Annotated in this window: 24 protein-coding genes and 1 pseudogene; 16 read left to right on the forward strand and 9 right to left on the reverse strand. The window is 60.2% G+C overall.

Annotated features, from left to right (window positions below; translation table 11 throughout):
- Nucleotides 1–1,458 (reverse strand): NCS1 family nucleobase:cation symporter-1, encoded by a 1,458-nt coding sequence (locus NKH95_RS16840; RefSeq protein WP_352612265.1) that lies wholly within the window; start codon nucleotides 1,456–1,458, stop codon nucleotides 1–3.
- A 244-nt stretch (nucleotides 1,459–1,702) separates the two neighbouring features.
- Nucleotides 1,703–2,605 (reverse strand): LysR substrate-binding domain-containing protein, encoded by a 903-nt coding sequence (locus NKH95_RS16845; protein WP_023813924.1) that lies wholly within the window; start codon nucleotides 2,603–2,605, stop codon nucleotides 1,703–1,705.
- Between the two features lie 246 nt (nucleotides 2,606–2,851).
- Between NKH95_RS16845 and NKH95_RS16850 the strand changes: the two genes are divergently transcribed.
- The 8 genes from NKH95_RS16850 to NKH95_RS16885 all read left to right on the forward strand — a co-directional run bounded on the left by NKH95_RS16850 (nucleotide 2,852) and on the right by NKH95_RS16885 (nucleotide 11,426).
- Entirely contained in the window at nucleotides 2,852–4,366 is a 1,515-nt protein-coding gene (locus NKH95_RS16850) for a leucyl aminopeptidase (RefSeq protein ID WP_352612263.1), read from the forward strand.
- Between the two features lie 54 nt (nucleotides 4,367–4,420).
- Nucleotides 4,421–5,326 carry a proline iminopeptidase-family hydrolase gene (locus tag NKH95_RS16855; protein ID WP_352612261.1) on the forward strand — a complete coding sequence of 302 codons (906 nt, stop codon included), beginning with the start codon at nucleotides 4,421–4,423 and terminating at the stop codon, nucleotides 5,324–5,326.
- 19 nt (nucleotides 5,327–5,345) lie between these two features.
- Nucleotides 5,346–7,007, forward strand: coding sequence for an ABC transporter substrate-binding protein (locus tag NKH95_RS16860; protein ID WP_352612259.1), 1,662 nt, complete (start codon nucleotides 5,346–5,348; stop codon nucleotides 7,005–7,007).
- A 39-nt stretch (nucleotides 7,008–7,046) separates the two neighbouring features.
- Nucleotides 7,047–8,063: an ABC transporter permease gene (locus tag NKH95_RS16865; RefSeq protein ID WP_352892081.1), complete on the forward strand. Its 1,017-nt coding sequence runs from the start codon at nucleotides 7,047–7,049 to the stop codon at nucleotides 8,061–8,063.
- Nucleotides 8,063–9,034 carry an ABC transporter permease gene (locus NKH95_RS16870; protein WP_023813929.1) on the forward strand — a complete coding sequence of 324 codons (972 nt, stop codon included), beginning with the start codon at nucleotides 8,063–8,065 and terminating at the stop codon, nucleotides 9,032–9,034. The genes NKH95_RS16865 and NKH95_RS16870 overlap by 1 nt, the downstream gene beginning before the upstream one ends.
- Nucleotides 9,031–9,990, forward strand: coding sequence for an ABC transporter ATP-binding protein (locus NKH95_RS16875; RefSeq protein ID WP_013531724.1), 960 nt, complete (start codon nucleotides 9,031–9,033; stop codon nucleotides 9,988–9,990). The genes NKH95_RS16870 and NKH95_RS16875 overlap by 4 nt, the downstream gene beginning before the upstream one ends.
- 8 nt (nucleotides 9,991–9,998) lie before the next feature.
- Nucleotides 9,999–10,985 (forward strand): ABC transporter ATP-binding protein, encoded by a 987-nt coding sequence (locus tag NKH95_RS16880; RefSeq protein WP_023813930.1) that lies wholly within the window; start codon nucleotides 9,999–10,001, stop codon nucleotides 10,983–10,985.
- A gap of 138 nt (nucleotides 10,986–11,123) precedes the next feature.
- Nucleotides 11,124–11,426 (forward strand): DUF982 domain-containing protein, encoded by a 303-nt coding sequence (locus tag NKH95_RS16885; RefSeq protein ID WP_023813931.1) that lies wholly within the window; start codon nucleotides 11,124–11,126, stop codon nucleotides 11,424–11,426.
- A 107-nt stretch (nucleotides 11,427–11,533) separates the two neighbouring features.
- Here NKH95_RS16885 and NKH95_RS16890 read toward each other — a convergent pair whose 3' ends face one another.
- From NKH95_RS16890 to NKH95_RS16900, 3 genes are read right to left on the reverse strand one after another with little or no spacing between them, the layout of a single operon-like run.
- A complete protein-coding gene (locus NKH95_RS16890) occupies nucleotides 11,534–12,337 on the reverse strand; it encodes a DUF1194 domain-containing protein (protein WP_023813932.1) in 804 nt (267 codons plus the stop codon).
- A 42-nt stretch (nucleotides 12,338–12,379) separates the two neighbouring features.
- Complete coding sequence (locus NKH95_RS16895; RefSeq protein ID WP_245273307.1) at nucleotides 12,380–13,210, reverse strand: hypothetical protein; 831 nt, start codon at nucleotides 13,208–13,210, stop codon at nucleotides 12,380–12,382.
- Complete coding sequence (locus NKH95_RS16900) at nucleotides 13,194–14,192, reverse strand: DMT family transporter (RefSeq protein WP_023813935.1); 999 nt, start codon at nucleotides 14,190–14,192, stop codon at nucleotides 13,194–13,196. Before NKH95_RS16900 ends, NKH95_RS16895 begins: the two co-directional genes overlap by 17 nt.
- Nucleotides 14,193–14,343: 151 nt before the next feature.
- Between NKH95_RS16900 and NKH95_RS16905 the strand changes: the two genes are divergently transcribed.
- Both NKH95_RS16905 and NKH95_RS16910 read left to right on the forward strand, forming a co-directional pair.
- Nucleotides 14,344–16,326: a BTAD domain-containing putative transcriptional regulator gene (locus NKH95_RS16905; protein ID WP_352612257.1), complete on the forward strand. Its 1,983-nt coding sequence runs from the start codon at nucleotides 14,344–14,346 to the stop codon at nucleotides 16,324–16,326.
- A 1,539-nt stretch (nucleotides 16,327–17,865) separates the two neighbouring features.
- A complete protein-coding gene (locus NKH95_RS16910) occupies nucleotides 17,866–18,519 on the forward strand; it encodes an outer membrane protein (RefSeq protein ID WP_352753326.1) in 654 nt (217 codons plus the stop codon).
- Between the two features lie 164 nt (nucleotides 18,520–18,683).
- Here NKH95_RS16910 and NKH95_RS16915 read toward each other — a convergent pair.
- Nucleotides 18,684–18,945, reverse strand: a pseudogene (locus NKH95_RS16915) (hypothetical protein).
- 75 nt (nucleotides 18,946–19,020) lie between these two features.
- Nucleotides 19,021–19,245 (reverse strand): DUF768 domain-containing protein, encoded by a 225-nt coding sequence (locus NKH95_RS16920; RefSeq protein ID WP_352753328.1) that lies wholly within the window; start codon nucleotides 19,243–19,245, stop codon nucleotides 19,021–19,023.
- 73 nt (nucleotides 19,246–19,318) lie between these two features.
- Here NKH95_RS16920 and NKH95_RS16925 point away from each other — a divergent pair, with 73 nt between their 5' ends.
- Nucleotides 19,319–19,591, forward strand: coding sequence for a hypothetical protein (locus NKH95_RS16925; RefSeq protein ID WP_352760909.1), 273 nt, complete (start codon nucleotides 19,319–19,321; stop codon nucleotides 19,589–19,591).
- A 404-nt stretch (nucleotides 19,592–19,995) separates the two neighbouring features.
- On the opposite strand, the gene NKH95_RS16930 is transcribed toward NKH95_RS16925, so the two are convergent.
- Nucleotides 19,996–20,142 (reverse strand): hypothetical protein, encoded by a 147-nt coding sequence (locus NKH95_RS16930; RefSeq protein WP_352753332.1) that lies wholly within the window; start codon nucleotides 20,140–20,142, stop codon nucleotides 19,996–19,998.
- A gap of 567 nt (nucleotides 20,143–20,709) precedes the next feature.
- On the opposite strand from NKH95_RS16930, the gene NKH95_RS16935 reads away from it, so the two are divergent.
- From NKH95_RS16935 to NKH95_RS16955, 5 genes are all read left to right on the forward strand, one after another.
- A complete protein-coding gene (locus tag NKH95_RS16935) occupies nucleotides 20,710–21,444 on the forward strand; it encodes a Crp/Fnr family transcriptional regulator (protein ID WP_352753334.1) in 735 nt (244 codons plus the stop codon).
- 539 nt (nucleotides 21,445–21,983) lie between these two features.
- Nucleotides 21,984–22,193 carry a hypothetical protein gene (locus NKH95_RS16940; RefSeq protein ID WP_352760911.1) on the forward strand — a complete coding sequence of 70 codons (210 nt, stop codon included), beginning with the start codon at nucleotides 21,984–21,986 and terminating at the stop codon, nucleotides 22,191–22,193.
- A gap of 122 nt (nucleotides 22,194–22,315) precedes the next feature.
- The gene (locus tag NKH95_RS16945) at nucleotides 22,316–22,504 is read left to right on the forward strand and encodes a hypothetical protein (RefSeq protein WP_352798001.1); all 189 of its coding nucleotides are present in this window, start codon (nucleotides 22,316–22,318) and stop codon (nucleotides 22,502–22,504) included.
- 11 nt (nucleotides 22,505–22,515) lie between these two features.
- Nucleotides 22,516–22,749 carry a hypothetical protein gene (locus NKH95_RS16950; protein WP_352760913.1) on the forward strand — a complete coding sequence of 78 codons (234 nt, stop codon included), beginning with the start codon at nucleotides 22,516–22,518 and terminating at the stop codon, nucleotides 22,747–22,749.
- A gap of 159 nt (nucleotides 22,750–22,908) precedes the next feature.
- Nucleotides 22,909–23,541 (forward strand): outer membrane protein, encoded by a 633-nt coding sequence (locus NKH95_RS16955; protein WP_352760914.1) that lies wholly within the window; start codon nucleotides 22,909–22,911, stop codon nucleotides 23,539–23,541.
- Nucleotides 23,542–23,748: 207 nt separating this feature from the next.
- Here NKH95_RS16955 and NKH95_RS16960 read toward each other — a convergent pair whose 3' ends face one another.
- Nucleotides 23,749–23,892 (reverse strand): KTSC domain-containing protein, encoded by a 144-nt coding sequence (locus NKH95_RS16960; protein ID WP_352760991.1) that lies wholly within the window; start codon nucleotides 23,890–23,892, stop codon nucleotides 23,749–23,751.
- Nucleotides 23,893–23,922: the final 30 nt, after the last annotated feature.

Below are 23,922 nucleotides of genomic sequence, written 5' to 3' on the forward strand. Positions count from 1 at the left end.
TCAAGCCTTTGCCGTCTTCGCTCCGGCGCCTAAAGCGGCGGTGCGTAGCACGTAGTAGATGATGCCGGCGATCGCCACGCCGAAGAACCAGCCATAGACGCCCCACCAGGACGGCAGCCAGTTGGTGAAGTTGGGCAGGATCGACGAGAAGATGGCGCCGATGCCGGCGGCGATGAATGCATTGACGTGCCAGCCGCCCTGGAAACGGAACTCGCCGTCTTCGCGGTAAAGCGCCTCAACGTCGATCTCACCCTTCCGGATCAGGTAGTAGTCGACCATCATCACCCCGAAGATCGGCCCCATCGTCGCGCCGATGATGTTGACGAAGGAAGCGGCACTGCCTTCCCATGGCGCGAAGGGATAGAGCAGCAGGGCAATGACGGCCGCGATATAGCCGCCCTTCTTGAAGTCGATCTGCCTGGGGAAGACGTTGGAGAAGTCGAAGGCCGGCGAGACGAAATTGGCGACCACGTTGATGCCCAGGGTCGCAACCGCAAAGGTCAGGGCTGCGAGCGCCGCCAGGAACCAGCTGTCGAATTTCGCCGAGATCTGGTCGGGATGCAGCAGCACTTCGCCATAGACGTCAAAGGCGGCAATGGTGGTGACGCCGGCGACCAGCGAGAACAGGATGAGGTTGATCGGCAGACCCCAGATGTTGCCCTTGCGCAGCGATGCCTTGTCCGGCGCGTAACGGGCGAAATCGCAGAAGTTGAGATAGAGCGCCGAGAAATAGGTGACCCAGATTGCTGCCACCGCAAACAGCGAAGTCCACGAGCCGGGCGTGCCGGGCACGCCCGCGTCCTTCGTCTTGTCCAGCAACACGTCCATCGGGATGTCGCTGGTGAAGGCAAATCTCCCGGATTTGACGCAGAGATAGATCGCCAGGATCAGCATCATCACCCACACCGCGGGGCCGGCCCAGTCCTGGAAGCGGCGCACCGTTTCCATGCCGTTCTGGATGATCAGCAGTTGCAGCCCCCAGATGACCACGAAGCAGATCACCTCCAGGCCGGTATGGCCGAGGAAATGCGTGCTGGCATTGAAATCGGCGAACCACTGCGTGCGGATCAGCAGCGCCACGATCGCGCCCGAGGCGGCGGCCGTCTGCGCGCCGTACCAGAAGCAGGCGACGATGGCGCGCACCAGTGCCGGTATGTTGGCGCCCCAGATGCCGAAAGAGGCGCGGGCAAGCACGGGGTAGGGCACGCCCGTCTTCACGCCGGCATAGCCGACCATGTTCATCAGCGCGTAGATGATCAGCGATCCGATGCCTATGGCGATGATGAAATTGACAAAGCCGCCGCAGAACAGGAACAGACTGGCGGCAAGATAGTAGCCCCAAAGGCTGTGGACGTCCGACGTCCAGACGTTGAAGATCGAGAATGGTCCCCAGTTTCGAACTTTGGCCGGAGCCAGATCCTCGTTGTACAGATCAGGTGAAGCACCCTGTATTGTCATTGCAATGGTCCCCTTTTGCAGCACGCGCCCTCACGCGTTGGCCGCGTGCAGGTTAAGCCTGCCGCAGGGGAACCGACAAGCAACCTATTTGCCGGCTTTGGCCTTAAAGATATTCAATGAGAACTGCGATTATCGATGCACGGCGATGGTGGGTCATCGCTGAGCCCGGCACGGATGATTCGAAGTTCGACGCTGGGATTCCAATCTGAAGCGGTGGCTCCCGACATCTTCGGTAGGGGGCCATCTAGGTGATGGCCATAAGCTGCTTGTGATCCGCGACTTCGGCGAGCAGCCAATCCTGAAACAGGCCGGTGCCTGGTTTGTTGCCGATGCTGCGACGCTGATGCAGGTAAATGCCGGCCGGATAGGTGTGGCGGGCACGGAACGGGGCGACCAGTTTGCCTTGCTGCAGAAAATCTTGCGCCATCATCGTGTCCGCGAGCGCTATTCCCGCGCCATTGATCGCTTCGCGCATGATCAAGGTGCAATCATCCAGTGTTGTGCTGGATTTTGGCGTCGTTTCCAGAACGCCTTCCTGCTCCAGCCAACGCTTCCATCTCATGGTTTCGCATTCATGGATCAGATGATGATTGACCAGATCGGCCGGCGATCGCAGCGGCACAGGCCCCTCCAGAAGCGAAGGCGCACAGACCGGCGTCAAAAGCAGCGGGATCAGCAGCGTCAAAGCCGGGCCGGCCTTGTAGACGAACTCGTCGACAATGGCCAAATCGAAGTTGGCGCGCTTGCCTGAAGTGGAGATCTCCAGATCCACCGACGGATGCAACCGGCGAAAGTTCGGCAACCGGTCCGCCAGCCAAAGGTTCAGAACAGTGGGCACGCACAAGACCCGGACACGTTGGATCTTGCCGTGGCGCGACCCCTCGGAGAGGCTGACGTCATCGGTGGCGCGCCAGATGGCTTCGAACGCCTCCGAGAGGCTGCGTGCATAGTAGGAGCCCCTGATAGTTGGCGTTATCTGGCGAAAACCGCGTTCGAACAGGTCCTGGCCAAGATTTCGTTCAAGCGCGCGGATGTGGCGGCTGACAGCCGAGGGTGTCAGATGCAGTTCTTCCGCCGCGTCCTTGACGCTGCCGAGGCGAGCGGCGGCCTCGAAAGCGCGCATGCCATTGAGTGAGGGAAGGGCCATTGGCCGATCATGAATTGTCAGTTGAGTTTTTGTCAATCGACATGGGCAGAATTCGCGTTTGATCGCCTGCCCCGTTAGGGGATACCCAGAAGGCAAGAGCAATTAAGTCGTCTCAAGAAAGCGACTGTTTGGGGACCGGCATTATACCACGAACGGCGGAGACCGGCTTGACCAGTCTCCACCGGGGCGAGCGAAGCGTTGCTCGCTACCGGCTGGTATTGCCGCAATTGGAGAGAGCGCCAGCCTATGCCTCAATCGCCAGCGCCGGTTTTCGAGACCGCGGATGAGATTTCCGCCGAAGCCTCTGTCGTCGTGATTTTGCAAACTGCCCACACGGGCTTTGGCCCGCGGGCAGTCGCCCTGGATGCCGAGATGAGCGGGATCCTCTCTCGCGCCTGCTCCGACCCGGCCGCCTTGGCCGAATCCGGCACCTGCATCGATCTTATTGCTCCTCAGGCCGTATCGATTAAGCGCGTGGTCGTCCTGGCCTTGGGCAAAGCTGAAACCGTAACCGCCCTGTCGTTGGCACGCGCTGGCGGTCTGCTTGCCGCGCATCTGGAGGGCAAGGGAGAATGCGCGGCCACGCTGGTCCTGGACCCCATCGCCGGCGTTGACCTGCCCGGAGCCGAAATCCTGGCGCGTGTCGCGCTCGGCATGCGGCTGCGCCGCTATCGTTTCGACATGCGCAACCGGCGGCAAGGGGCGGGAGCGGATCGAACCTTGCGGGTGAAACTGGTCGGGGCCCGCGGCCCAAATCTGACCGCGGCGCTGGCGCGGATGAATGCCATCGCCGACGGTGTCGAATATGCGCGGACCTTGGTCAACCTGCCGCCGAACCATCTCCATCCCGACAATTTCCATGATCATCTGGAGCCGCTGCGTGAAGCCGGCATCGACATCGAAATGCTCGATGCCGCGCAACTGAAGGAGCTCGGCATGAACGCGCTTCTTGCTGTTGGATCGGGCTCGGCGCGCCCGCCCCGGGTCGCTGTCCTGCGTTACCGGGGCAAGGGTGCGCCCGCTCAACCACTCGCTTTCGTCGGCAAGGGCGTCTGCTTCGATTCGGGAGGCCTCTGCATCAAGGGCGGAGCGCAAATGTTCGACATGAAAGCCGACATGGGCGGAGCGGCCGCTGTGGTCGGCCTGCTGATCGCGCTCGCCCGGCAAGGCAGCCCGGTACATGTTGTCGGTGTTCTCGGCATCGCCGAGAACATGCCATCCGGCACCGCGCTCAAACCGCGCGACATCATCACGACGGCGTCCGGACAGACCGTGGAAGTGTTCGACACGGATGCGGAAGGACGCCTGCTTCTGGCCGACTGCCTCCACTATGCAGCCACGCGCTTCAACCCTTCGGTGATCGTCGATCTGGCGACGCTGACCTATTCGGTGACGCGTGGCCTGGGGTCGATATTCGCCGGCCTGTTCAGCACCGACGATGCCATCGCGTCACAGATGATCGCGGCCGGAGAAGCGGTCGGCGAACGGTTCTGGCGGCTGCCGCTCGACCGGGCCTATGATGAGGGTCTGCAATCGCCGTTCGCGGACCTGCGGCATCATGCCAAGGACATGGAAGACGGCGACGCTCCCTATGCGGCGGCCTTCCTGCGTCACTTCACTGAAGACCGCCCCTGGGTGCATCTCGACATCGCCAGCAAGGAACTGACCGACACCGATCGGCCTCTGGGCAGGCAAGGCGCCACGGCATTTGGCGTGCAGATGCTGGAAGAGTGGGTGCAGGTCAGCCGAAACATGAGTTAGGCGCCCGCAGTCACGGACAAATACAAGATGCCTTCAACCGCACTGGGAACTGGGATGTCATCTGAGATCATCGGCATGGAAGGACGGGCCGCTTTCGGGGCCCACGAGACCTGGTATCGGGTCAGTGGCGAACTCGGTGGCGAAAAGGCGCCGGTGGTGATCCTGCATGGCGGCCCGGGCGTCGCCCACAATTATGTCGATGCCTACAAGCTTCTTGCGCGCAGGGATCGCGCCATCATTCATTATGACCAGTTGGGCTGCGGCAATTCCACCTTACTGCCTGAGAAGGGCGCCGATTTCTGGACACCTGGGCTGTTCATCGACGAGCTTGAAAACCTGGTCGACCATCTCGGCATTCGGGCGGGCTTCCACGTGCTCGGCCAGAGCTGGGGCGGCATGCTGGGCGCCGAATATGCCGTGACGCGGCCGAAGGGTCTGAAATCGCTGACCATTGCCAACTCACCGGCGTCCATGAAACTGTGGGTCGAAGAGGCCAACCGGTTGCGTGCGGATCTGCCCGCCGATGTGCAGGAGACTCTGACCCGGCACGAGCAGGCCGGCACGACGGACGATGCGGCGTACCAGGCGGCGACGATGGTGTTCTACGAGCGGCATGTCTGCCGGGTCGTGCCTTTCCCGCCCGAAGTCACGGAAAGTTTCGCCCAGGTCGTGCGCAATCCGACCGTCTATAATCTGATGAATGGGCCGAACGAGTTCCATGTCATCGGAACGCTGAAGAACTGGAGCATCGTCGAGCGCCTGCCGGCCATCGATGTTCCCACACTGATCATCTCCGGACGTCACGACGAGGCCACGCCCGCGACCGTGCAGCCCTACAAGGACGGCATCAAGGGGTCTCGCTGGGAGATATTCGAGCATTCCAGCCACATGCCGCATGTCGAAGAGCAAGATGCGTGCATGCGGGTGGTGGGAGACTTCCTGGACCACAACGATAACTGAAAAAAAGGGGAATGAAGACATGAAGAAACTGCTTCTGGCGGCAACAGCCGCGGCATTGCTGGCCGGTACATGGCTGGCCCCGGCACAGGCCGAATATCTCAAGGAGCACCGAGGCGGCACCATCCGCCTGCTGGCCCGCTCCGCGGCCGGAACGCTCGATCCGCACATCAATTACACGGACCAGGGCTGGCAGATGTACCAGCCGATCTATGACGGCCTGGTGGCCTTCCGCAAGGCCGAGGGCATGGACGGCTTCACCATCGTTCCCGATCTGGCCGAGGCCCTGCCGCAGGTCAGCAATGACGGTAAGACCTTCACCTTCAAGCTGCGCAAGGGCATCAAGTTCTCCAGCGGCCAGGATCTTGGCGTGAAGGACGTCGTCGCTTCCTTCCAGCGCATCTTCAAGGTTTCCGGACCCACCTCCGGCACGTTCTATGCTGGCATCGTCGGCGCGGACAAATGCCTGGCCGACACCAAGAGCTGCACGCTGGAAGGCGGCGTTGTCGGCGACGAAGCGGCCGGCACCATCACCATCAACATCACCAAGCCGGATGCCGAGCTGCTCTACAAGCTTGCCTTGCCGCATGCCGTGGTCCTGCCGGCGGACACGCCCGCCGAAGACATGGGTTCCAAGCCCATTCCCAGCACCGGCGCGTACATGATCTCCGCCTTCGACCCCAATAAGGGCATGACGGTTTCCCGCAACCCCAATTTCAAGCAGTGGAGCGAAGAAGCCCAGCCGGACGGCTATCCGGATGTCGTCCAATATGATTTCGGCCTGTCCGAAGAGGCAGCCGTCACCGCGATCCAGAACGGCGAAGCGGACTGGATGTTCGACGCTCTGCCGAGCGACCGCCTCGGCGAACTCGGCAGCAAATCCATGGACCAGTTGCACATCTCGCCGCTTTCGGCGTGGTGGTACGCGCCGCTGAACAACCGTCTCGCGCCCTTCGACAATGAAAAAGCGCGCCAGGCCGTTGCCTATGCGATCGACCGCAACACGCTGGTCAAGCTGTTCGGTGGCAAGGTGTTGGCCTCGCCGGTCTGCCAGGTCCTGCCGCCGGACTTCCCCGGCCATGAAGACTATTGCCCCTTCACCAAGAATCCGGGCGCCAAATGGTCGGCCGGAGACCTCGACAAGGCAAAGCAGCTCGTCGAGGACTCCGGCACCAAGGGCCAGAAGGTGACGATCATCGTCGAGGACACCGCCATTTCGCGGTCCATCGGCGTCTATCTGCAGAGCGTGCTGACCAGCATCGGCTATGTCGCCGACGTCAAGCCGATCTCGTCGAACATCCAGTTTACCTACATCCAGAACACCAACAACAAGGTGCAGATGTCCGTCACCCAGTGGTACAAGGACTATCCTGCGGCCTCGGATTTCCTGAACATCCTGTTCAGCTGCGCCTCCTTCCGTGAAGGCTCGGACGCCTCGATCAACATCGCCGGCTTCTGCGACAAGGAAATCGACGCCAAGATGCAAAAAGCATTGGACCTCGGCGTCACCGACCAGAAAGCCGCCGACAAAATGTGGGCTGAAATCGACAGGCAAGTCACCGACAAGGCACCCGCCGTTGGCCTCTTCACGCCGAAGCGGCTTGACTTTGTCAGCAAACGTCTCGGCAATTTCAAGTTCAACCGGCAGTTCAACTGGATGATCACCCAATCCTGGGTACAGTAATGGCCTGGGTGCAGTAACGAACCGCGGAGGGGCACGTCCGTGTCGAACGTAGCTGTCGCCGCGCCGCGCAAGACGCGAGGGCCCTGGGCCGTCGCGTTTGCGAAGCTGGCAAGGGACAGGGCTGCCATGGCGTCGCTGGCCGTGTTCCTCCTCATCGTGCTTGCCTGCCTCAGTGCGCCTCTTTATGCAAAATGGGCATGCGTGGACCCCTTCGCCTCGACGCTCGACGCCGTCATCCAGATCGACGGTGCCGACGTTCCAGTGATGGAACAATCGACGGAAGGGCTCGGGCTTGGCTACACACCGCTCGGCCCGACCTGGCGGCTGGGCAATTATTTCCTCGGCGCCGACAGCCAGGGGCGCGATGTCATGGCCAGGATGCTCTATGGCGGGCTGAGCTCGTTGCTGATCTCCGGAGCAGCCACCATCTTCACCCTGATCCTGGGCACGGCGGCGGGATTGATCGCCGGCTATTTCGGCGGCGTCACCGACACGGTGCTATCGCGGTTCCTCGACATACTGTGGGCGTTCCCGATCTATCTGCTGGCGATTTCGCTCTCCATCGTCACCATCGCGCATGGCATCACGATCGGACCGATCCAGATCGAGTCCGGCAGTCTGTGGCTGCCTGTCATCATCATCGGCATCGTCTACGTGCCCTATGTGGCCCGCCCAATCCGCGGGCAGGTTCTGGCACTGCGTAAAAGCGAGTTCGTGCTGGCCGCGATCAATCTGGGCGTGCCGGGATGGCGCATCCTGTGGCGCGACATCCTGCCCAACGTTACCACCACGCTCATCGTCTTCGTGCCGCTGATGATGGCGCTGAACATGCTTACGGAATCGGCGCTTTCCTTCCTTTCGATCGGCGTGCAGCCGCCGGCCGCGAGCTGGGGCACCATCATCCAGGACGGACAGGCGCTGCTTTACACCAGGCCATTGGTGGCGCTGGTGCCGGGGCTGGCGATCGCGGTTTCCGTCATGGCGCTCAATGTCTTCGGCGACGGCCTGCGCGACGCGCTCGATCCGCGCTCCAAGGTTCGGCTGGGGCGCGACTGATGATCTACGCCATCCTGCGCCGTTTCGGCCAGATGCTGTTCGTGATGTTCGGCATCTCGGTCATCGTCTTCCTGATTTTCTTCGCAACGCCGGGCGCCGACCCGGCGGCGCGCATCGCCGGCCGCAATGCATCGCCCGAAGTGCTGGAGGCGGTACGCCACAGCTTCGGCTTCGACCGGCCGCTCTACGTGCAATATGTGACGATGATGGAGAAGATCTTCGTCACCGGCGACCTGACCTCCTTCGTCAATCGTGGCTGGAAGGTGGTGCCGGCGGTCATGGATTCGATCCCGGTCACACTCTCGCTGGTGTTCGGAGCGGCGATCCTGTGGGTGGTCGTCTCCATCATCATCGGCATCGCCGCCGCCGCCACGCGCGGCAGCTGGCTGGACAAGCTGCTGATGGCGCTGGGGCTGCTCGGTATTTCGATGCCGGTGTACTGGCTGGGCGAAGTGATGAACCTGATCACCCAGAGCCGCTACCACGACAGCTGGGCGTTCTCCTGGGTGCCACCGCTCGGCTACAAGAATTTCTCCGACGATCCGAAGGGCTGGTTTCTGACCCTGGTCATTCCCTGGATCACACTGTCCATTCTCTATATCGGCATTTACGGGCGCGTGCTGCGCGCGGCAATCATCGAATCGCTGCAGGAAGACTATATCCGCACGGCCCGGGCCAAGGGGCTGTCGGAAACCCGCATCCTGCTGCGCCATGCCTTGCGCACGTCGCTCATCGCCTTCGTCACTCTGTTCGGCCTGGATTTCGGCGCGCTGGTGGGAGGCTCGGCCTTGCTGACAGAGGTGGTGTTCGGGCTGCACGGCATCGGCAAGCTCACTTATGACGCTCTGCAGAATCTCGATCTGCCGATGATCATGGCGACGGTGATGTATGCGTCCATGTTCGTGGTTATCGCCAATGCGGTCGTAGATTTCGTCTACATCCTTCTCGATCCGCGCCTGAGGACATCATGATACTGTCGGTGCGCGACCTCAGAGTTTCCTTCCGCACAAATGATGGCCTGGTGCGGGCCATCGATGGCGTTTCCTTCGACCTCGAGGAGAGCGAGATCCTCGGTGTCGTCGGTGAGTCCGGTTCCGGCAAGACCGTGTCGCTGCTGGCCGTCATGGGTCTCATCACCGATCCCAACGCCACCATCGAAGGGTCGATCCGCTACAAGGGCCGCGAACTCGTGGGACTGCCCGCACGCGAACTCAGGCGGCTGCGCGGCAACGAGATCGCGATGATCTTCCAGGATCCGATGACCGCATTGACGCCTGTCTACACGATCGGCTGGCAGATCGCCGAACAGATCCGCGCGCATCGCAACATCAGCAAGTCCAAGGCGATGGAGCGCGTCGAGGAACTGCTGGCCGAGGTGAATTTTCCGAACCCGCACGAGGCGATGTCGCGCTACCCGCACCAACTGTCCGGAGGCATGCGTCAACGGGCGGTGATCGCAATGGCTTTGTCCTGCAATCCGGCGCTGCTGGTGGCTGACGAACCGACCACGGCGCTCGACGTCACCGTACAGGCCGGTATTCTCGATCTGGTGCGCAAGCTGCGCGCGACGCACAAGTCGGCGGTCGTCTTCATCACGCATGACATGGGCGTGGTCTCCGAACTCGCCGACCGGGTCATGGTCATGTATGCCGGCCGCGTGGTGGAGCGCGGCAGTCGCGCGGAGCTGTTTTCCGATCCGCGACACCCCTATACGCGCGCGCTGCTGGGTTCGATCCCGCCGCTGACCGGCGAAAAACCACGGCGCCTGCCGGCCATTCCCGGTTCGCCGCCATCATTGCTGCGACTGCCGCAGGGCTGTGCGTTCGGTCCGCGGTGTCCAGTTCACTACGAACCCTGCGAGGCCGGCAAGCCCGATCTCGGGAGCGGCACCCATGCCGCGGCATGCTTCAGGGTGGCACAGGCATGAGCGGACCGATGATCGACAAGAACCGCCCAATCCTCGAGACGCGTTCGCTGGGCAGGCGCTTTTCCATCGGCAGCCGCTTTTCTGCCGAGGGCAAGCGAACCGTCCATGCGGTCGACAATGTTTCCCTGACCGTGTGGCGCGGCGAGACGGTTGGGCTGGTCGGCGAATCCGGATGCGGCAAGTCCACGCTGGCGCGCTGTCTGGTGAGGCTCTACGACATATCGGACGGCGAGCTTCTGTTCGAAGGCAACGACATCACCTCGAAGTCGCTGTCTGAACTCAGGCCGCTGCGGCGGCGCCTGCAAATGGTTTTCCAGGATCCGTCGGCATCGCTCAATCCGCGCCGGCGCGTCGGCGACCTGGTGGCCGAGCCGCTGCGCATCCATGGCAGGCTCTCGTCGAGCGAGATCACCAAACGCGTGGCGGAACTGTTCGACCTTGTCGGCTTGCTGCCGGATCACGTCATGCGGTTTCCGCACGAATTTTCCGGCGGACAACGCCAGCGCGTCGGCATCGCGCGGGCTATTGCATTGAATCCGGACCTTGTGGTCCTGGACGAACCCGTCTCTGCGCTCGACGTGTCGGTGCAGGCGCAAATCGTCAACCTGCTCGCCGATCTGCAGGAGAAGCTCAACCTCACTTACATCTTCATCGCCCACGACCTGTCTGTGGTACGTCAGGTTTCAACCCGCATCGCGGTCATGTATCTCGGCTCGATCGTCGAAGAAGGGCCGGCGGAAGAAGTGTTTGCAGCACCAGCCCATCCCTATAGCCAGGCGCTGATCTCGGCGGTTCCCGTCGTGGAGACGACGCCCGGTGGGACGCGCAAGCGCATCATCCTCACCGGCGACGTACCGAGCCCGCTGAACCCTCCAACCGGCTGCCGTTTCCATCCCCGATGCCCGATCGCGGCGGAGCGCTGCCGTTCGGAGCGGCCGCAGTTACGGGAATACCGGCCCGGTCGCAAAGTCGCCTGCCACTTCCCCACGATGTAGGCGACACTCACCACCGCACGGGTGATCGCCTTCGCCTGACAGATTTCTAAAAAATTCCATTTTTGCCTGGAACCAACCGGCTATTGGCGCGTTTGGTGGGGTTCGATCGAGCGCATTGCGGTCGACCGGGAGGAAACGATGGATCAATTGCATTTCTTTTCGCCCGTGCGGATTTCGCGCGGGCAGGGACACCCTTTGGAAGAAATCGATAGTGTTGCCGAAGCCATGATGTTCTTGCGGAAATGGCCGACGGGACGGCGCGGTCCGGTTTATCAGTGCGCGCTGAATTGTTGCTCGGCCGCCTTGTCGGGCCAGATGTCGGCCGAGGAAGCTAGGAAAGCGTTCACCGGCTTTGCCCGCATCACGCGTCTTCTCGATGACGACATGGCGTTGCCGGTGCCCGGCGAAAGCAAGGCAAGCATACACGCGTTGCGGCGATAGGCTGTTGTCCTGACGGTCCCCACAAGGTCCCGCGCTGCAGCGGGCCGGGCTCTCGTTGTGCAATGCGCTCGGATGGCGCGTCGAAAGTTCGTCCTGTATGGCACACTTCACAGCGGACGGTCGTCGATCATGCTTACTTCAGTCACGAGCTTGCGGCGAAGCGCCATCGTGTAGTCGTCTGGCCCCTTCGGCGTCATGACGAAGGCCTGGGAACCGCCAATGACCGATTCTGCAAAATAGGATGCCAGAGGTTCGTCGGGACTCTCATCCTCCGTCGGGATGGCGATGGCATTGATCGTATATCCCTTGGCTATGGCGTTCGACCTGCTCGGTTGGACGGGAAGCCCGTCGTTGTTCTCGCCGTTGGAGGAGATATCGATGACTTTCTTGGCTGCCTTTCCCGGAAACTGGTCGAGCAGGAGACTGCCGATGTCGATAGCCGAGGAAACGGATGTTCCGCCTCGCCCTCTGCGGATGAAGCCGGTATCGCCTTTCCTGCTGATCACCGCAGCCGCCGCTTTGGCATCTTCCAGTCCGCAGATGCTTGTCCACGGCAGCACGATGCGCGCGTGTCCGGGGCTCGACCATTCAAAGTAGGCAATGCCGATGCAGCCAACGTAATTCCGGCTGATGGCGGCGATGATCTCTGGCGAGGTGAGTGCCGCGGCATGTCCCTCGCGTTGCATATCGGCGATCTTTGGATCGATTGACGACGAGAAATCGACCGCGAACACGATAGCGACGTCAACGTTCGCGGCATGGGCAGAGATCGCCCAAAACATCGAAGCTGCGACTATTCCTGTCACTCTCGAGATTGAACTGACCGGCGTCAGAATGCCCCAACCTTTCGTCCGTACCCGTTCACGAAAGGATAGGGGGCCGGCGTCCTGATGATATACACTGCCAAACATGTCATTCTCCATCTCGACATCCGGTCGTTTCAAAAAGCGAGCTCAACATGTGGAAATTTGGCGGGGCGCCTTGGCACCCACCCCGAACAGCAGCAGATCGGCCTTGGTCCACAAAAGATAACAGCCGAGCAAGGTCAGTGGCATGGCGAGTGCCGCGAAGGACCCGCCCGACCAGACCTCCGGCAGAGCTCGGCCGAGGGCGACGGTCGTCGCCAGCATTGCCGGCAACCGGCTGGCGAGCACCGCACTGCGGAACGGATCGGGCCAAGCGGCCGGCCACATCGGAATTGGCGTGCCGGGCCTGTGGAAGGTGCTGCCGAATTTGCCCAGGGCATGGAGCAGGCCAGAGGTCGCCGCAAGCAATGGATCGCCGAGCAGCAACAGGGCAATACCGAGTCCGATCGCACCCAGACCCGACAGGAAGTCGCCCAGACGGTTGAGGGTGGGATCGGGAGCATCCGGCCTTGCCCAGGCCCGGTGATAGGCCTCGCCGCCCCAGAAGAAGACCAGGGTGGTCAAGGTCAGCGCAACAGTGCCATGGCTGCCGGCGAAATATTCGATCACCGCCATGGTGACGCTGCTTCCCTCATGCAAGCCGACCGGCGCGGTAGCAATCTGGATCGCGAGACCGACAATGAGGCCGAGCGCGTTACCGCTGTTGTAATAGCCGCCCGGTCCCTTCATGCGGGCGCGAAGCGCCGAAACCAAATGTGCGATAGGAAGAAGGATCGTCCGCGCGTCCATCACTGCGCCCCCACGACAAGTCCTGCCGCCATCGGCAAGGCCACCGCCGCCTGGCTGATCGACGCCACTGGCCCCGTGTCGGGCGGCAGCCGGGGCCGGAATAGGTTTCGCATCACCGGCAAGGGTCATCACATTCCTCCACTGGACCTGAATTGTTGGGGTGACGATCGCCTGCCCAATTTGCGGCGGCAGCTGCAAAGGCAGGGGCCCCGTCGGAGGGTTGAACCGAAGCGGTTCGCAAGGACGTGCGTGCCTGCGGCGCTCGGTTCGACAGTGCCACGGACAGGATCGCACCCAGAATGATGGCGGCACCCAATGCGCTCGCGGACGAGCTCCGCTCGCCGAGAAAGATCGCCGCGCCCAGCGCCCCGAAAACGCTTTCTGCGCTGACGATCACGGCGGCGTGGCTGGCCGGCGTAAAGCGGAGGGCAACCGTCTGTATGCCGAAGGCAATCGCAGTGGAGAACACGCCGAGGATCGCCAGTTCCGGGCCGGCTGCGAATGCGGCGGCCAACGACAGATTGCCTTGCATTGCGCCGAGCGGCAGGGCGAAGGCTGCGGCGCCGAAGAACTGTGTCGCGGCTGCGGTGAACGGCCGCGCATGCACCTGCATGTGCCGGCCCAGCTCGACTGCCCAGAGCGCATAGCAGGCAGCCGAGAGGACAGCGGTGAGATCGCCACTGCTGAACCCGGCAATCCCATCCGACAACAGCAGTGCGCCAACAACGGTCAGCCCGGCGGCGACCGTGAGACTCGCTGTCGGACGCTCGCCTGCGAGAAACCAGGCGGCTAGCGGTGTCATTACCGTTGCCGTGCTGACCAGGAAGCTGGCATTGGTGACGGAGGCACTGATATAGCAAAGCTGCTGGAGCGTGATGGAGATGGCAAACAGCGCGCCCACCTTGGCCAAGCTGGAAAAATAGTCCGGCCCGAGCGAAAGCCGCCTCTCCATCAAGACAAAGGGCAGCACAAGCAGCCCGCCGATCAGGCAGCGCAGACCCACCGCACTCAGCGCGTCGAGATGCACAAGCACCATCTTTTGCGAGACATTGCCGAAGCCCCACAAAGCGGCTGCGAATAGCAGCAGCAAATTGGCTCTTGTCCTGGACACGCGTCCCCCTCGAACCAAGCCTTTCGTTGACTTGGTCACTTTAATTTAGCAAAGCCTAAACAGCCTGCCGTTACGGCAGCGCTTGAGCGCGAAGGCCGACTGTTGCGAAGCGTTAGTTTTGAGTTAGGATTTCGTCAGGCTGGGATAGCAAATGCAAAGTGAGGACAGGGGCGCTGCAAATAGAATCTCACTCTTCGGCGGTTTCCGGATTGAAAATGAAACGGCCGGTCCGCTTCGGCTGACCGGGAAACGAGGGCCGGCAATCATCGCCTATCTGGCCCGGTGTCCGGGCATGGCGGCGACGCGGGAGAGGCTGGCTGACCTCCTATGGGGCGACAGTGACGGCGAACATTCGCGCAACAGCCTTCGGCAAGCCCTCAGTGTCCTGCGCCAGGATCTGGCGCGAGAAGGGGTGGATCTCATCCATTCCAGCGGTGAGCTGATCGCCCTGAGGCCAGAGGCCTTTCAAATCGACGTGGAGAAGTTCGAAACGGGTCTCTCGGCCCGTTCCGCTCAGGACCTCGCGAAGGCCTTGGCGAACTACACCGGGCCCTTCCTCGACGGGCTTTATCTGGGAAGCAATGCGTTCGATGACTGGATCACATCGGAACGCGACAGGCTGCTTAGCCGTGCGCTTGAGTCCTTCGAAAAGCTGGCCCGTCTCGTCGACCCCGATGCAGGGCTGATCCTAGCCGATCGTATTTTGGCCATGGAACCGACACGGGAAGAATCCTATCGGCTCAAGATGGAATTGCTCCTTGCATGTGGCCAACGCGACAGGGCAATCAGGACATACGAAGCTTGCAGAAGCATGCTGAAGAAGGAGTTCGGCGTCGAAGCAGGCCCTGAAACGCGGGCGCTTTGGCAATCTCTGTTGCTTGCCGCCGACGACGCCTCAAATGTGCAGTCGACAAGTGGTGTTCCGGCCAGCCAGCGCCTTGGGCGCCCGTCCATCAGCGTTGCCGACTTCGTCAATCTGACCGGAAAGCAAGGCGACGACTTTTTCGCCAAGGGACTTGTCCAGGACATCACGACGGCCCTCTCCGAAGTGGCCGACTATGTCGTGCTCGCCGCGCTTCCGCCCGAGAAGAGCGGCCCGGGCGAAGAAGCCAAGACGCCAGGGATACTCCGGGCGCGATATATGCTCAGCGGCAGCGTCCAGAGATCCGGCAATGGGTTGAGGGTGAATATCCAGCTCGTCGACGCCGCCGGCGGCCACCACGTCTGGGCCCAGAAATTCGACGGCCACTCCGAAAACGCGCTCGAATTCCAGGACAGGATCGCACAGTCTGTTGTTCTTGCCGTGATCCTCGAACTTCAACTGACCAACTGGAAGGTTCGAGACAAAAGCCCGCCGGGTACCCCTGAAGTGCGCAGGCTGGTCAACGAAGCCCTCATGAAATATTTTGAGATGACTCGGGACTCGCTTTTGGTGGGGGTAGAGCTTGCCGAGAAGGCTTTCTCGATAGGTCCCGACAACGCCCGTGCAAAGCGGACGCTCTCGATCGTAATATCCATGGGCGTGGCGTTTGGCGCGCTGCCTCGGGAGCGTGGGGTGATCGAGCGTGCGGTCGAACTCGCGGAAGCCGCGGTGCGGGCGGTACCGGACGATGAAATTGCCCGATGTATCTTGTCGTTCGCTCTCGAAAGTTGCGGTCGTATCGACGAGGCGATCGCCGAATGCCGCCACGCGATCAGCCTCAACCCAAGCTACCCGACTGGCCACGGCGATATTTCGATGCTCTTTGCGTTGCGCGGGCAGGTCGACGAAGCGGTGCGCGAGGCCAACGAAGCAATCCGGCTCGGAACGCACGATGTGATCGACTTCTGGCGCCACCACGGCCTGGTTGTGGCGCTCTTCGCTGGCGGAGACAACCAGCGGGCGCTCGAAGCCGCCCGCAAAGTGGTCAGGACAAAGCCGGGCTTCGTTCGCGGTGCCCTTTATTGGGCCGCGACCGCGTCGGCCACCGGGAACAACGAAGAAGCGTCCCGAGCCATCCACCATTGCCTGTCACAACTTCCGCATCTCAATCTGAGCAATGTCTGCCCTGGCTTTGTGCCGCGCTATGTGAAGGATCATCACCATTCCCGGTTCCTTGAGATGCTGTCGAGGGCTGGCCTTCCCAGTTCCTAGCCACATCTTTGGCGCAGACACCATCATACGAAACTGGAGGGTTCCATCCTCCGCCCAGGCATCGAAAGCAGATGACGCGTTGGCAATTCCGGCCAGGTCGACCTATAAGCTACCCCTGCGATTGAGCTAGTCGCGCCGCACGCCGTCGCGCCAGCCAGTCATCCGCCGAATTTGCGGCTTGGCCTATCATGGCACGTGATAGAGTTCATACGATACGATTTAACCTATTGAAGTTACTAAATATGCAAGAGTATCAAAGGTTTAGGATAGCCATAGCCCCGATGATGGATGGGACGAACAAGTGATCAAAATCAAATAGTTACGGGTGATCGTGTGCAAAAATTGCACACGAAAGTTCCCCTTCTCTTCCATTTTCGTTCCTGCGATGGAGAGGCCGATTGGCCTCATGAGGCGCTTTTTTTGGGCGGCTCCTGCCCATCGGACGACGCTCGTCGCCAGCGCACCCGTGAGTAGCCGTGGGCGGCTCTGCTGCTATGTTGCCTGAGTCGAGTCAGCCTAACTGCCAGCGCAGATCTTCCGCTTCGCTATCGCGAAGAAGATTTTGACCGGTTCGCGCGGTCTTCCAGCGCTGTCAGTTTGGGTTCGAACGTCGCAGGGATGTGGCCGCTATCGCCTACATTCACGACCGTGCCGCTTGGTGCAGGCGGCGCCAAAGTCGTACCGCGATACCGTTGAACGACGCCGGCTATCCGCTGCCCGTCGCTTTCAATGTGGGTGTTGTTGCTGTTTGGGTTGAAGGGATCGACGGTCTGCAGAAGCCCGTTGGCGGGTTCGCATCGCCGGCCGCAAGCGTCACCGAATCATAGTTGTTCAAATAGTCAGCCGCGCAGCCCGAAATTAGAACCGCCACACAGTAGAAAAACACGAACGCCAATGCATGTAGGTATCCCCCGACACCAACCCGACCATGCACAGTTTATGATTTGTTGTCGAATCCACTGATTGGCGCGAGATTTCACCCTGACATCACCTTCGATCTATGTCGCTCATCGGCTGGCGCAGCCTTCATCTTTCAACATGAAGGCTACCGCAGGAGCTCAGGAAGGGAACCTTTTCCAACATCGAAGTTTGGAAGCGCTTGGATCTCGTTCAGATTGTATTGCGTGAGTGGCTGGAAACGAACGGCCTATCTGCCAGTCTGGATGATTGACGAGGAAGGCGAGACGGACGGCAGCGCTTAGGCTTCGTCGATCCACGCCATACCTGTGGAAAGTAACCGGCTATTTACTATCCGCGGGCAATCTGAATGAAGTTCGCCCGCATGGCGCCTAATGTGCTGGTGCGTCAGTGAAGACGCCCCCCGCCAAATGGCAGCGGCCGACGCTTTCAAGTAATCCGCCCCCCAGTATGCGTCGGTCGCTTGCCCCTGGACGCAGGGGCAACATCATACAATGGCTGGAATGAATGGCGCCGGGTCTCCGCAGGCGCAGCAACTTTGCTACAGGTGTGACTTCCTAGCTACATACAAAGTTGCAGGCTCATCGGTATAAAGCGCTTGGTGATTTTGATGGGGATTTCATGAAAGCTTTTTTGCTTGCTTCATTTGTTGCGCTTTCGGCGGCTCCGGCTATCGCCGCCGATATGATGACCGCTCCTGTCGATACCCCTGAATGGACCTGGCAAGGGCCATACGCCGGCGTGTTCGGCGCCGGAACGTTGGAACACTACAAGATCTATGAGCCGGGTGCCCAGGCTGGCGCAACGCACAACGTCGGCTCGGCAACGGTCGGCGGCTTTGCCGGCTATAACTTCCAATCCGGCAAGATTGTCTACGGCGTCGAAGGCGAGCTTGGCTACCGCTTTAAGAAGAACACCTTCGACGACATTCCAGGCCCAGGTGTTCTCGACGCCTCCACAGGTTTGTTCGGATCCGTAAAGGGTCGCGTTGGCATGGACATGGGAGCCTACATGCCGTTTGTCACGGCTGGTGTAACCGCCGCAAAGCTGAAGACGTTCTATCCAGGTGGAAACGCCGAGCGGGATGCAACTTTGGTCGGTGGTATTGTTGGAGCAGGCATCGACGTCGCTCTCACACACAACGTGTTCTTGCGAGGCGAATACGACTTCTCCTTCTTCGGCAAGAAGTCGCTTGAATATTGCGGCGGCGGATGCACGCTGGAACACACGCTTCAGACGCACGATTTCCGCGTCGGCATCGCGATGAAATTCTAACTGTTCAGCGCGTCTCCGACGTTGACGCGCTCCGCAGGAATAGCAAGACCAAGGTCCAGCTTGCGAACGGCCTTCCGCGGGCGCAATGTCGCCAAGAACCCGACGGCCAGGGGTCTGGATCGCAAAAAGTTCGCGGCTCAGGCCCTTCGTCGGTGGGAACCATGCTATGCGGGCTCCTCTGCCGGGTGCTCCGGCCTTTGTCGTGCTGGGCCGGTCAAATTCCACCGGATGCATTCGACTTCCCTCCCAGTAACTTCCCGCACGGCCTTTAACAGCACCTCATGCAAGATGCGTGTCTGCCTGTAGTGGTCGCAGTGTGGCGATATGAACGGCTTGACGATGCCTTAGGTGCAGCGCTTCCGCTGCCCCCAAAAAGCGCTCGATTTCAGCCTGTGATAACTGCTTTGAGGGTTTTGACCTTGCCATGGTAGCGAACTCCGTTTGAGGGGGATCGCCGCAACGGGAGGATTATATTCCTCACTCGGACCTGGATGGCAAGGGTTATTCGGCCAAGCTGCCTTCCCGGTGGTGCATCGCCTTGAAGATCACCTCAAAGTCGCTGTCGACCTCCTCGTTGATCTCGTCGGCACCGATTCCCTCACGATCCGCAGGAGATTTCATCATTTCGTCAGTGAGGTCGCTAACCGCCACTGGATCATCAGTCATCGTGTTGGGCAGGTGCTCTGCCATCCACCGATCGAGAAAGTTGATGCTGCGTGTGCTCATCAAACGATAAGTTCAAAGTGCACATCAGGTTCCGCTACTTGACCCGTGAGACGGCCGCACCAGACTCCAGTGCATGGCTAGGGATCTCAACATCGGCGATGAGGTGGCGATCGACGCCACCATTATTCGACGTGTCACTGACGACAGGATCAGCGTGTCAACACCGACCTACGGATTTCCCCATTCCGTTCGGGATATCACCACGAAGGTGGTCAAAGGCCAGACCATGGAACTGATCGGCAGCGTCACACGGGTCGAGAAGGACGCCGTAACCGTCAGCCTGGGTGGCCCGGTGGTGACGGTCGCGCTTGATGTTGTGCGGCTGGTGACGCCCACAGTGCGTTAGTCAGCCAAGGACCATCCCAGCGAATACCACAGTGAGGAGCAGTGATGCCGGCACGGCTAGCAGACAGCACAGCTCAATGGTCTTGTTATCTTGCCGCTTGTCCATTTCACCGCCTCGCATTGTTCGCTGTGATTTTGACGAAACGGGGTAGCCGATGGAAGCGGATCCGCGCGCGATGCGTTAGAGATGCTGTGGGTGGTGTATATTAGCAACACCTTGAGCGACCCTGCTCTTCCTCCCTGAAACCTGCAGTGAAGCGTGCCGCAAGTCTTCTTCGCCGCGCAGGTGCTTCACACGGCCGATCAGCCCCGGCTTGGCCCACCGCGTCGCCGCCGCTTCATGCCCTTAGGCGCCGTGCCTGGGCGCTCCTGGACGCGTTGCCACAGCCGCTCGCCGGCAGCGGCTCACTGAACTGGATGCATGCGGCCGTCGGGCTCGATCATACTGGCAAGGGCCTCGCGCCGCTCCTCCAGCGCCATGTCTCGCAAATCGGGGCCGTGCTCGGCACCGGATTCCGTGATCGCACCATATTGGCGCAGTCTGGTATTCATAAAGGTGGCCCTATATGGAGCCCATCAACTTCCTCTATTAACTCGGCAGGGCTAAAGTCTTGTGCCGAACCTACTAAGGTCTGACGTTACCGCTTTGGTTCCGGTATTGGACACCAAGAGAAAAAAGCCCGCCAGCCGCGAGGCCAGCGGGCAGTTCTCATGGGGAAAGCACTGAATGGGAACGGTGCAACTGCCGAAGTTCGACAGCGCGGTTTTGTTCCACCATCCGTGAACCGGCCTGGCGAGCCGGCGGGCATCCCGCCATGTCGAGATGGGCTTAGTCCGACGTAGCAGGACCCGAATCCACGACTTGCGCCACATCAAGCCGGCTCGTTGGCGGATCATAATTGTCGGATTCGTACGAAGCAGAGTTCTGTACGATTCCAACCCTTTAACTTTGTACACCCGTGTTTTGTAATTCGGCGGCAGAGGGGACGCCGTGCATCAGTTCGCATTTCGCTGTCAATCGCGCGCCAGAGGGCGTACGTTTTCCAAATCGTCTGCACGTGTTTACGGGCGCGGACGGCAGGGAGATTGGAATGCTCTTGCCCCAAGCGGGACTGAGCTATGACCAATCCACAGAACGATTCCTATAAAAACGAATTGCTGCGTCGGCTTAACCCTGGTGACCTGGGGCTTTTGCAGCCACATCTTGAGCGATGTGCCCTCAATTTGAAAATGAACCTGGAGAAAGCCGATTCCGACATCGAGACGGTTTACTTTCCGGAGGACGGCATCGCTTCTGTGGTCGCGACCGTTTCAGGCAAGGAAGCTGAGGTTGGGCTCGTCGGATTTGAGGGAATGACTGGTGCGGCGCTCGTGATGGGCGCGGACTATGCGGCGCATGATTGTTACGTCCAGTCGCCGGGCAACGCCTTGCGGATTGGAGCGGAGCCATTCAAGGCGGCTCTTGCGAACAGCCCAACGTTGCGCCTCTTCCTGTTACGCTATGTCCACTACTTCCACATCCAAACTGGCTATACGGCCCTGATCAACGCAAAATCAAACCTTGAAGAGCGTTTGGCGCGATGGCTTCTGATGTGTGACGATCGGGTCCACGGCGAACGCCTCGCGATCACCCACGAATTTCTCGCCGTCATGCTTGGAGCAAGACGGCCAGGGGTTACAGTTGGGCTTCAAATGCTGGAAGGACGCGGGCTCATCTATTCTCGGCGAGGCGAAGTGCGTATTAGGGACCGCAGCGGCCTTGCGGCTTGCGCAAATGGCACCTACGGCAAACCAGAGACCGAATACGTTCGGCTCGTAAAGACCATCCATGCCGAATGTAAACCACTGCTGTAGACCGCCATGCCAAAGCTATCCGACCTTGAACCTCTGATCCCCAGCGGTGGACAACGAGGGCGGATTGTCCGCTAACCACTTCGCAAGAGAGTTGAGGCCCGCTCATACAAACATCCAGGATGCCAGTAGCAGGGCGCATAAGGATGAGGTCAGGGCAGCGGCAGCAAGAAGCACCCCGGCGCTATTCTGCCATTGTGCCGGTGGCTCGTGCACCAACCTGTTTGACGGCGGCTGATTGTCATTCATCACGCTGGCGCAAATCTGAGAACAAGGACCCGCTAGCCAGGGTAGCGGTTTGCGGGTCCTTTCAGCACAGGAAGGGACGTAGCTGTGCCGATTTCACGACTGAAACAACAATCATTTCGTACGGGTTGTTCCGGCTAAATCTGGCTGTAGGACCATTGCGTTTTGGGGACGGACTTTGGTCCGTCGCTATTGAGACTGAAGTCCCACAAGGGAACGTTGGGCGCGGGGCTGTGTTTCCGTGGTCGGCACAGAACGTGCACGTCAATCGCCCACTCTCAACCGGACCAAATAAGATGATGAACCTTGAAGTCGAGACGTCGCAAGCGCTCGTGGCGCGCCTGGCTGATCTCCAGGCGAGAGTGCGGGCAGCACGCATAACCAAGGCCGAAATAAAGACCTTCCAAAAGGTTGCAGCCATTATGGAAGACGGTCGCGGCCAGATTGCTGGCGACGACCTGATCGCTGCATCATTCCTCGTTGAGTTAGGTGCCTTGAATGGGTAGGTACCTTGGGGTCGGCCTTGTCCTTGTGCAAGCGACGACTGTACGTTTTGTACACAGCCTTGCGGCCCCAATCCCATCGGCTTTAATCATTTCGTTTACCATTGCTTTCTAGGGAGGCTGCGATGGAAAGCGCCAACACGAACAGGGCGCCCGCTCGCGTTGAGGTCGGAGAGGCCTGCGGAGAGTGGTTCGTCCGCATAGTAGCCGACGACGAAGAACTTACCCGCTCATTCGACTTGGAATCGTTCGCCCTGTCCTATGCGGAAGGCCAGCGGATACGGCTGGGACTTTCCGAGATCAAGCGACTGTAGGAAATGACAAGATGCCTCTGTCTGAAAGCCTGCAATCGATCGAGATGGAATTCCGATGCTCGGAATGTGGATTGGGCTTTGTAAAGCCTGGGCGCTGGTTTAAGTCTGCCGCTCAACATCGTTGCTTCGGCTGCCAGCACCTCACTTACCTCACCTATCCGAAGAAATTGGCATTGTTCGACAGATACGCCAAGCTCACCGATGCAGCTTTGACAGGGAGCGAACGCGTTCTAGACCGGCAATGATGTCGTCGACCTCGCGCTCTACACCTACCCGCGCCATATCTTGGATCAGGTCGCGCCCACTATCTGTACATCTCGCTTTCGGTGCCGACCTCATGTATCAGTTGCGCGGGACCGCGAAGAACGCGAACGGGGTTAAATTGCGAAACTGTCTAGCCAAACTTGCTGCCTGTCGGCACGACCGTATGCATACTGCTGTTTGCGCAGTCTGCGGCACGTTCGGCGGACGTACTGCCATCACACAATTGGTCTGGGGCCTATGCCGGATTTGACGCGGGATACATCGCCGGCAAAAGTCACTTTGTTTTCACCGAGGAGGAAGGATCGGGAGCTTCCCCAGGAAACTTTGCCGACTCAGAGGCCAGGGCTTTCATAGGTGGCGTCTACGCGGGCTACAATTTTCAGTCGCTGAGCAACGTTGTCTTCGGTGTAGAAGGTGACATCGCATATAGCAATTCTGACGACTTCGCCGACATGCAGCAGGGTGGGGCGCCGTTAGAGGGTGGTGAAGACATTGGCGAGCGTCTGCAATGGACGGGCTCGGCCCGGCTTCGCGCGGGTTATGCTGTTGGGCGGTTTCTTCCATACATTGCTGGCGGCCTAGCACTCGCCAGAGCAGAGATTTCCTATCAAGACAGAAACGGCAGATCGTCGTTGGGTACCCAAACCCTTGAAGGCTGGACGATTGGAGCCGGCATCGACTATTTGTTTTCTAACCATCTGATTGGACGAGCGGAATATCGCCACAGTGACTTCGGCACAGACAACTTCAAAATGGGAGTCCCTACGACTTGAGCCTAGCAACTGACGAAGTTCGTTTCGGTCTGGCTTACAAATTCTAGATTTTAGGCCGCGTTTCGATTCACCCACCCCGCAGCACGCGCCAGACGTCATGCCATTATGCGGTGACGAGCGACGCCAGCGCGGCCGCTGCCATGCCCGTGGCGCCGAGCGCACCAACCCCCATGAGTTTCCACCCGACAAGCCGTTGGAGTTGGAGATTTACGTCACCAGCCGGAACGCGTTGCGGTTGCGAATGTGGTCGTTGAAATAGCGCCCCTTGGCAAAGGCAGCTTTGAACGCGGTGAAGGTCTCAACCGGTACGTCCAAAAACCCGTAGTGCTTCCCGCTGGCTACAAACCACACTGAGAGGACCGTGGTGTTCGGATCATATTC

Source organism: Mesorhizobium sp. M0848, assembly GCF_040319805.1.
Taxonomy (GTDB): domain Bacteria; phylum Pseudomonadota; class Alphaproteobacteria; order Rhizobiales; family Rhizobiaceae; genus Mesorhizobium.